The 13750-nt window shown below is 44.5% G+C and carries 10 protein-coding genes; 8 read left to right on the top strand and 2 right to left on the bottom strand.

Translation table 11 applies throughout. The annotated features are described in order from the left end of the window. Positions 1 to 63 precede the first annotated feature (63 nt). Positions 64 to 489, bottom strand: a complete 426-nt coding sequence (locus tag R7Z10_RS00445) for a universal stress protein (RefSeq protein WP_005375398.1) — start codon at positions 487 to 489, stop codon at positions 64 to 66. Positions 490 to 934: 445 nt separating this feature from the next. Here R7Z10_RS00445 and R7Z10_RS00440 point away from each other — a divergent pair, with 445 nt between their 5' ends. The 7 genes from R7Z10_RS00440 (at position 935) to R7Z10_RS00410 (ending at position 12755) form a co-directional block, all read left to right on the top strand. Beyond that, positions 935 to 2506 carry an ATP-binding cassette domain-containing protein gene (locus R7Z10_RS00440; protein ID WP_318103637.1) on the top strand — a complete coding sequence of 524 codons (1572 nt, stop codon included), beginning with the start codon at positions 935 to 937 and terminating at the stop codon, positions 2504 to 2506. Between the two features lie 206 nt (positions 2507 to 2712). Further along, a complete protein-coding gene (locus tag R7Z10_RS00435) occupies positions 2713 to 4872 on the top strand; it encodes a prolyl oligopeptidase family protein (protein WP_234499273.1) in 2160 nt (719 codons plus the stop codon). A 527-nt stretch (positions 4873 to 5399) separates the two neighbouring features. After that, the gene (locus tag R7Z10_RS00430; protein ID WP_213873891.1) at positions 5400 to 6191 is read left to right on the top strand and encodes a hypothetical protein; all 792 of its coding nucleotides are present in this window, start codon (positions 5400 to 5402) and stop codon (positions 6189 to 6191) included. Between the two features lie 90 nt (positions 6192 to 6281). Next, positions 6282 to 7424 (top strand): efflux RND transporter periplasmic adaptor subunit VmeP, encoded by a 1143-nt coding sequence (gene vmeP / locus R7Z10_RS00425; protein ID WP_269334221.1) that lies wholly within the window; start codon positions 6282 to 6284, stop codon positions 7422 to 7424. 10 nt (positions 7425 to 7434) lie between these two features. Further along, complete coding sequence (gene vmeQ, locus R7Z10_RS00420; protein ID WP_262659561.1) at positions 7435 to 10575, top strand: efflux RND transporter permease subunit VmeQ; 3141 nt, start codon at positions 7435 to 7437, stop codon at positions 10573 to 10575. Between the two features lie 120 nt (positions 10576 to 10695). After that, complete coding sequence (locus tag R7Z10_RS00415; protein WP_318103634.1) at positions 10696 to 11781, top strand: outer membrane protein transport protein; 1086 nt, start codon at positions 10696 to 10698, stop codon at positions 11779 to 11781. A 176-nt stretch (positions 11782 to 11957) separates the two neighbouring features. Then, positions 11958 to 12755 carry a hypothetical protein gene (locus tag R7Z10_RS00410; protein WP_318103632.1) on the top strand — a complete coding sequence of 266 codons (798 nt, stop codon included), beginning with the start codon at positions 11958 to 11960 and terminating at the stop codon, positions 12753 to 12755. Positions 12756 to 12802: 47 nt separating this feature from the next. Here the strand turns inward: R7Z10_RS00410 and speG are convergent, their stop codons facing one another. Next, the gene (gene speG / locus R7Z10_RS00405) at positions 12803 to 13342 is read right to left on the bottom strand and encodes a spermidine N1-acetyltransferase (RefSeq protein WP_005375417.1); all 540 of its coding nucleotides are present in this window, start codon (positions 13340 to 13342) and stop codon (positions 12803 to 12805) included. Between the two features lie 246 nt (positions 13343 to 13588). Here speG and R7Z10_RS00400 point away from each other — a divergent pair, with 246 nt between their 5' ends. Then, a complete protein-coding gene (locus tag R7Z10_RS00400; RefSeq protein ID WP_005375418.1) occupies positions 13589 to 13741 on the top strand; it encodes a hypothetical protein in 153 nt (50 codons plus the stop codon). The last annotated feature ends 9 nt before the right edge of the window (positions 13742 to 13750 follow it).

Raw genomic sequence — 13750 nt, 5'->3', positions numbered from 1 at the left:
CTGTTTCAATATCAATAAAAAACCACCAAATAAATTGGTGGTTTTGGGAAGCGTTACGTTTTACTAATCATGAATAGGGACGACTAGAATATCCACCGGTGATTTGTTAATTAAGTGTCTGGAGTAAGAAATAATCTTGCTCCAGAAATCTTGGTGGTGACCACAAATCAGAAGATCCACTTCTTGCTCTTTAATGGTGACCTCTAATTTATCAGCCAAGTCGCCAGTACCTACGAAGAAATGTTTAAGTGGGTAATCCATGTAATCACTAAATGTTTTTAAACATTCCATTGAATGCTCATTCAACGGCCTTTGATCCGGGTTTTCTTTAATGTCTACAAGCTCACGATAGATTTCTCCGTGCGTACCATCAATATGAATAAAGGAGATATCGGAGTCGAGATAGTTTGCCATTGATACCGCTCTGTCGATAAGCACGGTGCTTTCATCTGACAGTTCGAGTGCAACAAGGATATGTTTGTATTTCATAACCACGCCCTTATGTGGATTATCTTTACCCTAAGCATAGTATGGCTTGGATAAAAATTGTGTTGCTAAGATCTCGAAATTGTTCAAAGACTTGTTAAAAAGTTAATGTGATATAACAACTTACTGTGAAACTTTCTTTTTGTTCACATTTGGTTAGAAAGCTTGCTTCTTGAACAAAAAAGCGGCTACACTCTGCGCATCATTTCTCTAGGAGATTACGCCAACATGAAGAACTAAACCTGTTATCCATATTTTTACTTATTTTTTGGATCTGCAGGGTTAGTAGGCGTAGCTCACTTTCCGATATTTCTTTGCAACAAGACGACTTTTTGATTTGACGTATATCGTCGAACTTTACATAGAGCTTAATGCGTTTGTGCAAGCGTTTTGTTGCAATTTCAAATCATAGCTACGGCTGTTGTCCCTGTCATACAGGAGGCAAATTATGCCAGTTTTACAAGCTTTTAATGTTAGCCATCAGTTTGATAATGGCGATACGCTATTCCAGTCTATTTCTTGTTCCATGACTAAACGACGTGTTGGTTTGGTTGGGCGCAATGGCATCGGCAAGTCGCTTTTGGCTTCCATTTTAGCGGGAGAAATTCAGCCTGCCAGCGGTGTTGTGACTGCTCCCTCTTCTTTCATGATGTATTGCCAGCAGCCGTCTGATCTGCTTTCAGGTCAGCAATCGATCGCCCAGTTTCTGGGCAAAGATGCGGTCTTACATGCTTTGAAGCAGATTGAACAAGGTGATGTTTCTGAGCATTGGTTCGAACTGGTTGGCGAACAGTGGGATATTGAACTGAAACTCAAACAGCAGCTCGCTGCGATGGGATTACCGCAAGACCCTGATTTCTCTTGTGCTCGGCTCAGTGGTGGTCAGTTGGCACGTTTGCAGTTATGGCAGTTGTTTGAAAACGAAACGGAGCTTTTGATTCTCGATGAGCCATCCAATCACCTTGATACTGAGGCGAAACAATGGCTGATAGAGTTTATGACGCATTTCAGCGGCGCGATTTTACTCATCAGTCACGATCGTGAGCTGCTGCGAGAGATGGAGGAAATTTGGGAGCTATCGGGCCTAGGTTTACAGGCTTTTGGTGGAAATTACGATGTGTACGCCGAGAAAAAACGCACTGAACTGCAAGCGGTCGAGAGGCTGTTAGCGCAAGTCGATAAACAGAAAAAACGGTTAGCCGAGCAAGCCCAGAAAAATCGCGAAAAAGCAGACCAACGCGCCGCGCAAGGGAACAAACTGCGCAAAGACGGCAGTCAGCCCAAAATTTTGCTTGATGGAAAAAAGGATAGCGCGACCGCCAGCGCTTCAAATCGCAATAAGAATGAGCAACTCAGACAAGCGCATTTACAAGCCAAAGAACAGGCGTTGAAATCGCGACATGAGCAACTCAAGGCGCAAAAGCTTTATCTTACAGATAATCCGAACCGTTCGCGAAAAGTGTTGTCGATACAAGAAGGTATATTACCTTTTGGGAATTCTACGCCTATCACGTTGCAGATTTTTGCGAACGACAAAGTCCATCTCAAAGGGAGAAATGGCTGCGGAAAATCAACCTTGTTAAAGACGTTGCTTGGCGAGTTATCGTTGCAGAGTGGTGAGTTGCAAGTGAATACGCCTTTGTACTATCTCGACCAACATTTTGGTGCAGTGAATCCAAATCTTTCGTTACTTGAGAACGTAATGGAGAGCTGCCAAGAGATGACGGAAAGTGAAGCGAGGACCTTATTGGCCGGGATCGGTTTTCGTCGAGATGCTGTGTTTCGATTGGGGCGCCTACTGAGCGGTGGCGAGAAGATGAAGCTCGCGATGCTGATAGTCAGCAACCAAAATTCTCAGCCTTTGCTGCTGCTTGATGAACCAGATAACCATCTCGACCTCGAGTCAAAAATAATGCTTAGTCAGGCGTTAAATGTATACAAAGGTGGATTTGTTCTGATTAGTCACGACCAAGATTTCGCTTCTGAGTCTGGGGTTTTGCGCCAAATCGAGCTGACTTAGACGAAAGAGAGTAAACGCCATCGTGGCTCTTCAGTATTGTTCCCAAGTTCTACACTTCCACTTACTAGTTTGTAGAACTGGAAGGAAATGAGGGAGTTAGGATGGCTTTCACAACTCGTTTAATGAAATTAGATTCATTTTGTCGATATATAGTAGAGTTCTGATGTATTGCACAAAAAGACAACAGAAAAATAAAAAGGAATTTCATGAAAAAGAACACCCTAGCACTCACAACGGCTCTCGCACTCGGAAGTGTGTTGTCGGTGGCGTATGCAAATGAAGCGGCGCAATCGTCGGTTGAACAGGTAACCCCGAAAACCATCACGTATCCAACCACACAAAAAGTGGATGTTGTCGATGACTACTTTGGTACAAAAGTGAGTGATCCTTATCGCTGGTTGGAAGACGATCTCAGCCCAGAAACCGCAGAATGGGTGAAGGCGCAAAATGCAGTGACGTTTGATTATCTGGCGAAAATCCCTTACCGCGAGCAGATTGAAGAGCGCATTACTAAGCTCATGGATTACGAAAAACAAAGCCAGCCGTTCAAAGAGGGTAAGTTCACTTACTTCTACAAAAATGACGGGTTACAAAACCAAGACGTGCTTTATCGGCAGCTAGGTGATGGTGAAGCAGAAATTTTCCTCGATCCAAATACTTTTAGTGAAGATGGCACCACATCGTTAGCGGGAGTGAGCTTTTCACGAGATGGATCTTTGGTTGCATACAGCATTTCGGAAGGCGGTAGCGATTGGCGCAAAGTCATTGTGTTAGACACAGAAACCAAAAAGCCCGTCGGTGAAACGCTGGTGGATATTAAGTTCAGTGGCATCAGTTGGCTCGGCAATCAAGGCTTCTATTACTCAAGTTATGACAAGCCAAAAGGGAGTGAACTTTCCGCGAAGACAGACCAACACAAGCTCTACTTTCATAAACTAGGGACGAAACAAAGTGAAGACCAATTAATTTTCGGTGGTGTAAAGGACGAAAAGTATCGCTACGTTGGGGGTTACACGTCGGAAGATGAACGCTACTTGTTTATCTCAGCCAGCGTATCGACGTCGGGCAACAAACTGTTCTTCAAAGACCTGAGTAAGCCAAATAGCCCGCTGAAAACCATTTTAGATAACACCAGTTCTGATACTTGGGTGATAGACAACCAAGGCACGAAACTGTACTTGGTTACGAACCTTAATGCACCGAACAAACGCGTCGTGACGGTGGATGCAAGTCAGCCGCAGCCCAAAAACTGGAAAGATTTGATTCCTGAAACAAAGAACGTGTTACGTGTTTCTACCGCGGGTGGCAATTTGTTTGCGAGCTATATTGTTGATGCGATCTCGATGGTGAAGCAATACGACATGAACGGCAAACTCATCCGAGAAATCAAATTGCCTGATATTGGCAGCGCATACGGTTTCTCGGGGAAAAAAGAAGAAACCGAAGTCTACTATTCTTTCACCAACTACAAGATGCCAAGCACTACCTATCGTCTGAACATCAAAGACGGTGATAGCGAGGTGTACTACAAATCTAAAGCGCCATTTGACCCTGTTTTGTATGAATCTCGCCAGGTGTTTTACACCTCAAAAGACGGAACAAAAGTGCCGATGATCATCACCTATAAAAAAGGGACACCGATGGACGGCAGTGCACCAACCATCCTATATGGTTATGGCGGTTTCAACATTAGCCTCACGCCATCTTTTAGTCCGACACGTGCGGCTTGGTTAGAGCTTGGTGGTGTTTACGCGGTAGCGAACATTCGTGGTGGTGGGGAATATGGCAAAGAATGGCACAACGCTGGCATTCAAATGCAAAAGCAAAATGTGTTTGATGACTTTATTGCTGCGGCTGAATTCCTAATTGATGAAAAGGTAACGTCATCAAACAAGTTAGCCATTAACGGTGGATCGAATGGTGGCTTGTTAGTAGGGGCCGTTATGACGCAACGTCCAGAGCTGTTTAAAGTGGCGCTGCCAGCAGTCGGCGTACTGGATATGCTGCGTTACCATACTTTTACCGCAGGTGCTGGTTGGGCGTATGACTACGGCACGGCAGAGCAAAGTAAAGAGATGTTCCAATATCTGAAAAGTTATTCGCCGGTGCACAATGTAAAAGCAGGGGTGGAATACCCAGCAACATTGATTACAACCGGTGATCATGATGACCGTGTTGTTCCTGCTCACTCATACAAATTTGCTGCTGAGTTGCAATCGAAGCAAGCGGGTTCAAATCCGACCTTAATTCGCATCGAAACCAATGCAGGACATGGTGCAGGCACACCAACGCGTAAAATAATTGAGACAAATGCAGATATTTATAGTTTTGCACTGTTCAATATGGGAATAGAGAAACTGCAATAGTGCGAATTGTTTGCGTTTTAGTTATCGAAACGCATCGGCGATTTATCGCTCGATAATAAAAGGGAATCACAGAGAGTGATTCCCTTTTTATTTATTATAGGCCTACTATTCTAATCTGATGCTAGGCTAATCAAACTAAGGTTTTTAAATTATTATAATGTTCTAATTAATCTGAAGAGTGTTGTACGATCGAAATGAAACATTGATCGCGATCACCTAAATCCATTGCACTCTCTATTCATATGGTAAAATTAATTAATCATTTGTTCTAATGATAATTGAATTTTCATAAGTTTTAATATTTCCTTCTTCATTGGTATTACCAAATTTCAAGTTATATAAGATATAAGTAGCGGTGATTGAACTTTTACGATGCTTTATTTTATTTTAATTAAAACGTCGAATGTTTCGTCATTATTGAATTTGCTTTGATAATTTATGTTATCCAAAGCGAGTTGTGTTGCTTGCTATTTATGATGACCTCATGACGTGAATAATTTTATAATCATTAAAATGGATACAGTTTTATGAATTTAGTGAAACCGTCTGTTGCCATTATGGTTGCAGCCCTACAACTCGCGTCTTCTGCCTATGCGCAGACAAACAATAACGAAGAACTACAAGATATGTCTGACCCACTTGCGGTATACACCCAAGCTGGCTTTGGTATTACTGATAAAGGCGCGAACATCAAAATCGGTCAAACTTACCAATCTAGCCAGCCTGGTACCATGGCGATGAACATCATTGAAATGAAAGGCATTGGTGGTGAGCTATTTGGCATTCGCGACAATGACGATCCAATATATGGCAACGTTGATGACAGCATTGACTCTTTCCGACTACGTAATTTCCAAGTAGAAGTCGCAAAAGGTCTAGGCCGTCAATTAGATGTAAACTACGACGTTGATAACGATAAATTAGATGCATCTTATAGCTTTATTCAAGGTCTACCTAAGTTTGGTATGTTGCAGCTATTTCCTTTAGCTGGTGCGGGTGTCACTATTGCTAATGATTTTAGTGGTGATGACAAAGGTTATGAAATTCCAGGTACTTTCACCGTTGTCGGTATGTACTCAAAAATTGAATTAACCGATAAAATCTGGATTAACTACAACCCAATGTATATGCATACATTGTCAGGGTCTAGTCAATATAAAGATACTTATTACGCGGGTGAAGATAATATCTTGGCTCATGAGTTTGCGTTGTCTTATCAAATTAATCCTCGCGCAAATATTCGTTACTTTGCAAACTGGAATGATCACGTTAATTTCGGTGATGGTGATCACCGTATCGAATTTAACTACCAATTCTAACTCCCTCGTTTATTTCCAGAATAGAAAGTGTGTTTATCCATATATTTAAATATTTAGGCTAGGGCACTTTCTAAATAAAGTAGGTTTATCATGAAAGCCAAATATAAATTTGCGTTGGTATCTATTGCTATATCTTCTGCATTACTAACAGGATGCAAAACTGGCGATATCGCAACGAAAACTGCCCAAGCACCCTCTGTTGAAACCGTTACCCTAACCGAAACAAAAATCACTCCTTATCATACTTTTATCGGTCGAACTGAAGCGGTAAATGACGTTGATATTATGCCGCGAGTCGGTGGAGAATTAACCGCGATTTATTTTAAAGATGGCGATATGGTCGAAAAAGGCCAATTGTTGTTTGAAATCGACGACCGTCCTTACAAAGCGGCACTGGCGTATGCAAAAGCGTCGTTGCAAAAAGCAAAAGCGCAACTCGTTCAAACTACGCGTGATGCAGAACGTGTGAAGAAACTCATCAAAGATAAAAGCATCAGTGAGCAGCAATACGATGACGCCATTGCCGCGCAAGCCGCAGCGATTGCTTCGGTAGAAGAGGCGAAGGCGACGCTGGTTTCAGCAAGGCTCGATCTTGAATTTAGCTCTGTGCGTGCTCCTTTCTCTGGTCGCGTGGGTTTCAGCAACTTCCGAGTGGGTGACCGTATTTCGAAAATTCAACTCGTTCCTCTTGTTTCGATCACTCAAGTAGACCCAATTCGCTTTGGCTTTGATGTGGATGAGAAGCTCTACCGCCGCGTAAGAAGTGCGATTGATGTGGCTCATCGTAACGATGATAAACTGGATGTTGATTTAACACTGACGCTTTCAGACGGTTCATTGTATCCGCTTGATGGCAAGATCTACGCCGTTGGTAATAAGATCGATTTAGAAACAGGCTCAATTCGAGCAGAAGCACAATTCGATAACCCAACTTACGCGCTTATGCCGGGTGAATATGGCAACTTGACCATCAAGCTGCGCAACAAAACCATTGATGGTTTGCTTATCCCATCGGTGGCTGTTCAGCAAGACCAAGCGGGTGACTACGTCATGGTGGTTGGTGATGATCACGTGGTGTCTCGTCGTAACGTTGAGCTCGGTCAGACCTACGGTGTGAAACGTGCTGTACTGACTGGTTTGGCGGCTAACGAAAAAGTCATCGTCAATGGTCTACAAAAAGTGCGCCCGGGTGCAACGGTGAAAGACGTTGAGCTACAGAGTGAACAAGGCTGAGTGAGTACTGATGTTAAGTAAATTTTTCATTCACCGGCCGAAGTTTGCTTTGGTGATCTCACTGGCGATGACATTGATGGGTATGATCGCCCTGAAAGTCTTGCCAATTTCTGAGTATCCTCAAATCTCTCCAACGGTAATTACGGTGAGCACCATGTATCCGGGTGCAAACGCGGACGTGGTTAAAAAGACGGTAGCACAACCGATAGAAGCCAAAGTCAACGGCGTTGAAGACATGATTTACATGTCTTCTGTGATTGGTAACGATGGCTCATACACACTGCGTATCTACTTCCGAGTGGGCGCAGATGGCGATATGGCGCAGGTTCGTGTGAACAACTTGGTGGCACAGGCGACGTCATCTCTACCACAAGAAGTAAACCAAATCGGTGTGACGGTTAAGAAGAAATCTTCCGACATGCTGGGCGTTATCACACTGCGTTCTCCGAAACAGTCTCACGACAGTATCTACCTTTCTAACTACGCGGATCTCAATATCGTTGAGCGTCTAAAACGTATCGAAGGTATGAGTGACATTACGCTGCTGGGTAAGAAAGACTACTCAATGCGTATTTGGTTGAACCCAAATAAACTGGCCACCTTGAAGCTTTCTGCTAGCGATGTTATTGGCGCAATTAAAACGCAAAACATCCAAGTGGCGGCGGGTAAGATCGGTGGTATGCCAGCTCCGGGTGATCAGCAATATCAATATGTTTTGCAAACCAAAGGCCGCCTTACTTCTGCGAAAGAGTTTGAGAACATCATCATCCGCGCGAGCAAGAAAGGTTCTTTGATTCGCTTGAAAGATGTGGCTCGTGTGGAAGTTGGCGCACAAGGTTACGAAGCTGATGGTCGTATGAATAACGAACCAGCCGCCGTTCTGGCATTGTACCAGTTGCCGACAGCGAACGCGCTAGACGTGATGGAACGCGTGAAAGAGGCCATGAAAGAGTACGAGAAATCGTTCCCAGATGATTTGGTTTACGACATCGCTTATGACTCTACCGAATACGTAGAGACGTCGATTGATGAAGTGTATGAGACGCTGGTGATTGCGGTACTTCTTGTCACCTTCGTTGTGTACGTTTTCTTGCAGAACTGGCGAGCGACCATCATTCCAACCTTAGCGATTCCGGTTTCCATCATTGCGACGTTCGCAATCATGGGCGTGATGGGCATTACCATTAACACGATCTCGTTGTTTGGCTTGATCCTCGCCATCGGTATCGTGGTGGACGATGCGATCATCGTGGTAGAGAACGTGGAACGGGTTATCCATGAAGAGCATTTAGACCCGATTCCGGCCACTATCCAAGCTATGAAAGAAGTGACGGGGCCAGTATTGGCAACGACGCTTATTTTGTTGGCGGTATTCGTACCGGTTGCGCTATTGCCGGGTATTTCTGGTCGAATGTTCAACCAGTTCGCGGTCACCATCTGTGTGTCGGTGCTGATCTCTGCGATCAACGCATTAACGTTAACGCCAGCGCTTTGTGCGTTGATGTTGAAATCTACTCACTCGCAACCTATTGCGCCTTTGCGTGCGTTTAACCGAGGTTTTGAAGCAATAACGCGCAAATACCAAGGTTTAGTTGGCTTCTTGAGCCGTCGTATTGTGCTGAGTATCGGTGTGTATGGCGCGCTTATTGCGGTGCTGGCGTTTGCGTTCATGACCGTACCTTCCTCTTTCGTACCGAACGAAGATAAAGGCGTGTTCATGGTCGAAATGCGTTTGCCAGACGCAGCAGCATTGCAGCGTACTGCACCATTAATGAAGAAGTACGTTGATGAACTAAAACAGATGGAAGGTGTGGAGAACGTGGTTTCGGTTGCGGGCTTCTCGGTAATTAACATGGCGTCGATTCCAAACTCGGGCATGTTGATCATCAAACTGGATAACTGGAGCAAACGTAAAGACCCTGAGCTACACCAACGCGCATTGATGAATAAAGTTAACCAAATGCTGAACTCAACGCCAGATGCCGCTTCGTTCGTTTTCGCGACGCCGGCAATCAAAGGTATGGGTGCGGTGGATGGTTTCAACCTTGTGCTGCAAGACAACTTGGGCCGTTCTCCACAAGAGTTGGCAAAAACAACCGCTGATTTTGTTGGCCAAATCAATCAACTGCCTGAAGTGGCGCGTGCGTTCTCGATTTTCCGTGCGAATATTCCGCAACGTTACATCGATATTGACCGCGATAAAGCGATTTCGATGGGCGTACCGTTGAATGAAATCTTCAGCACACTGCAAGCACAGTTGGGCGGCGCTTACATTTCTGACTTCAACTTGTTTGGTCGTTCGTACCAAGTGAAAGTGCAAGCAGAAGAGCAATACCGTGACAACATCGACGACATCGACCATCTGTTTGTTCGCTCAAGCTCTGGAAAAATGGTGTCACTGGCAACGCTAGTGAAAGTGAAGCCGATCTTCGGCCCTGATACCTTATCGAACTACAACATGTTCAGTTCTGCAACCGTGAACGGTGCGCCAGCGCCAGGTTACAGCTCGGGTGATGTTGTAAAAGCCATTGAAAAACTGGCTGCGGAATCTTTGCCAAGTGGTTACTCGTACGAGTGGTCAGGCATGACTTACCAAGAGATGAAAGCAGGCAACATGGCGCCAATCGCGTTCGCATTGTCTTTGCTGTTCACCTACTTGTTCTTGGTGGCTCAGTACGAAAGTTGGACTATTCCTGCTGCGGTAATGATGGCGGTTCCAGTCGCGATTCTCGGCGCAATGGGCACGCTACTGCTGGTGGGACAACCGTTCGACTTGTACGTGCAGATTGGTGTGGTCATCTTGATCGGTATGTCCGCCAAAGTGGCGATTCTTATCGTGGAATTTGCCAAAGTTCTGCGAGAAGAAAAGGGCTTATCCATCATTGATTCTGCCAAAGAAGCTGCTCGAATCCGTTTCCGTGCAGTACAGATGACCGCATTCGCCTTCATCTGGGGGGTATTCCCGTTGGTGATTGCATCGGGTGCCGGTGCGGCATCTCGTCACTCACTGGGCTTTGCAGTATTCGGCGGCATGATTCTCTCTACGTTTGTAGGCACGTTACTGACGCCAGTGTTCTTCGTGATGATGCAATCTCTGCGCGAGAAGTTTAAGCGAAAGAAACCCACTGAACTTGAGGTGAGCGAGCAATAACGCTGATTTCAACCGACTGACTCCACAACACCCCCACGCTGTGTACGATTGGCCAATGCCTTTCATTGATATACAACCACCGTCGCAGCGTGGGTTCCCCTAACAATAATAGGTTTTAGCATGAAAAATCTTTCAAAAATCGTCGTAGCGAGCTCTCTACTGACGTGTGCTGCTGCGCAAGCGGGTGGATTATACCTTTACGAAACTACAGCATCGGATATTGGTTTGGCATCCGCTGGTATGGCGGCTCGTGCGCAAGATGCCTCAGTAATGGCTGCAAACCCAGCTGGTCTGGCGAATGTTTCTGGTAAATCTTTCTCTGGTAACCTGATTGGCCTTTACGGTGACGCGCAACTAGACACGATGACTGGCGATGCGGGCAACGTGATTGGTTTTGTTCCTATGGCGTCGGCATTTTACAGCCAACAAGTAAACGACAAATGGACGCTGGGTATTGGTCTGTATGGCAACTACGGCCTTGGCCTCGAGTACGAAGGTCTTTTGGATAATCATTTAGATATTCCTACAGCAACGACGCAAGCCTTAACCATTCAACCTTCCGCTTCTTACCGCATCAATGATCACTGGTCTGTGGGTGCGGCGCTTGGTATTCAGTACGGTATGTATGAAGTGGAAACGAAGGGAGTCTTGAACTTCAATGACGAAGACCAAGATACTCAGGTCAACGGCCGAGTAGGTGTGCTTTATGAGGCAACATCAGGCACGCGTCTTGGTCTGTCTTACTCTTCTGAAGCCGAATTTGAATTCGACAAGAGTAACTCCATTGCTCCACAACAACTGATCTTCAGTGCTTACCACGAAGTGAATGATGACCTAGCGGTGATGTGGAACGTGAACTGGCAAGACTGGAGCGAATACACAACCACGCTGAACGTAGAGACACAAGACACTTACCAAATCGCATTAGGTACTCAGTACAAACTGAATGAAAAAATGATGTGGAATGCAGGTTTTGCATTCGATACCAGCATGTATGAAAGTCAATCAAACGGTGACATTACCGTTCCTACTGGCAAGGCGTACCGCATTGGTACAGGCATTGATTACAAATTGGATTCAGAAAACTCAATTGGTTTCGCGTTGGAAGCGATCTTGATGGAATCGTCGGAAACGCGACGCTTACAAGCTGGCTTTGATGAGCCTGCTCTGTACTTCATGAGCATGAGCTACAACTGGAAAAACTAATCATTCCTAATCGCTAAAACGCCTTCCTTACAGGCCATTCCACCCTAACTACCTGCACTGGATGCTGTCACACCATCTAAGGTAGTTAGGGCGCTTCTGTCACATCCAGTGAGTGATGATTCAAAAAGTCTCTGCGCAGCTAAGTGCGGGTATTCAACATCTCAAAGGACTAAAAAATGAAAAATAAACTAGCGTTAGTGTGTACGACTTTGTTGGTCAGTACGCTGACTCATGGTGCCGAGCATCGAGTAAAAGACAATAAAAACAAGTTGGCGGATGACCCAACAAAAGTCATCACGAAATTTGGCGCCTCATACGCAAACAACTACGATTTTGATGATCAAAACATCTCATTCTCGGGCTCACTTGCGCTTGACCAAGCGCGCAAAATCAACCTGCGTATCAATGATGATGCGAGCGAGTGGCGTATTGGTGGCTCGTGGTTGTTTCCGGTCGGTATCGTGAACTTCAACTTCGGTAAAAATGAATACGTAAACGGCGCGGATCAAACCAACTACAGCGTTGGTACCTTTATGCCGCTAAGTTATTTCGGGATTGAGCCAGCAGGCTTCCAAATTTTCCCAATGGCAGGCTATACGTACAACACTGGTGATGTTCCTGTTTGTGACGGTGCAGAAAGTAGTCTCTGTAGCGAGCCTAACTTTACGGGTACGCCAAGTGCAGAGAATGGCTTCAATATGATGAGCTCTTCAGGCAGTAGCGGTTACGTTGGTGCATTTGCGCTGAAATCGTTTACCAAAGAGCTGACGTTAATCAGCTTCGCAGCAGGCACTTACGGCTCAGAAAACAGTGAAGGAGAGAACTACAAAGGCTTCTTTGGTGGTATTGGTCTTGGTTACCTCGTGAGCAAACGCCACTCTTTTAACGTAATGACGTTTGTCATGGACAACAACACCTATTTGGATGAAGCAGACAAGCGCATCGTATTATCATATCAATATCAATTTGAATAAATAAAAACGCAGCCCAAATAGCTGCGTTTTTACTTTGATAGAATGAACTAGTGAATTGAGTTGTTTTCTTCGATCTTTTTCTGGTATTGGTGTTTTAATATATACATGCGCTTAACATCGCTGTAAGCGCCGTTAATAAAGTATTCTTCTACAAGGTGACCTTCTTCGATAAAGCCGCATTTTTTGTATAAGTGAATAGCGACTTCGTTATCCACTGCGACTAATAAGTAGATTTTACGTAGATTAAGAATTGAGAATGAGTAATCTAACGCACGATTAATCATCTCTGTCGCATAACCTCTGCCTTGATGCTCTGGGGCGATGATTATCTGAAATTCCGCGCTGCGGTGAATGTAGTTAATCTCGATCAGCTCAACTAAGCCAATTACGATGCCGTCTTCATCTTCGACGACAAAACGCCTTTCAGCGTCATCATGTATATGTTTTCGATAAAGTTCTTCGAGCTCGTCATAAGACTCGTAAGGTTCTTCGAACCAGTAGGCCATGATATTTCGGTTGTTATTCAGTTCATGAATAAAGCGCAAATCAGAACGCTCTAATGCACGCATTTTTAGGCCTTTCTTCATCATTTTTCTCCAATGAGGGCGGAGAATACCTCCGCACTTGATGCTAGAAAATATTACCGTATTTCACAAGAATAGCGCATCTTTTTTTGGAAAATATCCTGTGATTTTCAATGTGGAAACTTAGAGTTCACGACAAATATAAATTAATCTTTACGATAAAAAACTCGATTAGGTGCTTTGCCTAATATCGTATTAAATACCGCGCAACGACTTAGTGTCTTAATCTAAACAAACAAGGTATTCAATATGTTTTCAATCGGTGACGTAGTAGTAGCGACTAAAGGTATCGATCTTGGCGAAATGGTTGTTACAGGTTTAAGCAGTGGCGGTTTTTACACACATGTAAAAGCAGGCGAAAAAACACTAACTTACCCAGCTAAAGATCTTAAGAAAGCATAATTAAATTTG

Source organism: Vibrio sp. Vb1018 (assembly GCF_033338775.1).
Taxonomy (GTDB): Bacteria; Pseudomonadota; Gammaproteobacteria; order Enterobacterales; family Vibrionaceae; genus Vibrio; species Vibrio alginolyticus.
This window is presented reverse-complemented; position numbering and strand designations above follow the sequence as displayed.

Coding starts and splice junctions, on each gene's coding strand:
- speG (WP_005375417.1), bottom strand. CDS start 13,342: ATGAAGAAAGGCCTAAAAATGCGTGCATTAGAGCGTTCTGATTTGCGC.
- R7Z10_RS00415 (WP_318103634.1), top strand. CDS start 10,696: ATGAAAAATCTTTCAAAAATCGTCGTAGCGAGCTCTCTACTGACGTGT.
- R7Z10_RS00440 (WP_318103637.1), top strand. CDS start 935: ATGCCAGTTTTACAAGCTTTTAATGTTAGCCATCAGTTTGATAATGGC.
- R7Z10_RS00400 (WP_005375418.1), top strand. CDS start 13,589: ATGTTTTCAATCGGTGACGTAGTAGTAGCGACTAAAGGTATCGATCTT.
- vmeP (WP_269334221.1), top strand. CDS start 6,282: ATGAAAGCCAAATATAAATTTGCGTTGGTATCTATTGCTATATCTTCT.
- R7Z10_RS00445 (WP_005375398.1), bottom strand. CDS start 489: ATGAAATACAAACATATCCTTGTTGCACTCGAACTGTCAGATGAAAGC.
- R7Z10_RS00435 (WP_234499273.1), top strand. CDS start 2,713: ATGAAAAAGAACACCCTAGCACTCACAACGGCTCTCGCACTCGGAAGT.
- vmeQ (WP_262659561.1), top strand. CDS start 7,435: ATGTTAAGTAAATTTTTCATTCACCGGCCGAAGTTTGCTTTGGTGATC.
- R7Z10_RS00410 (WP_318103632.1), top strand. CDS start 11,958: ATGAAAAATAAACTAGCGTTAGTGTGTACGACTTTGTTGGTCAGTACG.
- R7Z10_RS00430 (WP_213873891.1), top strand. CDS start 5,400: ATGAATTTAGTGAAACCGTCTGTTGCCATTATGGTTGCAGCCCTACAA.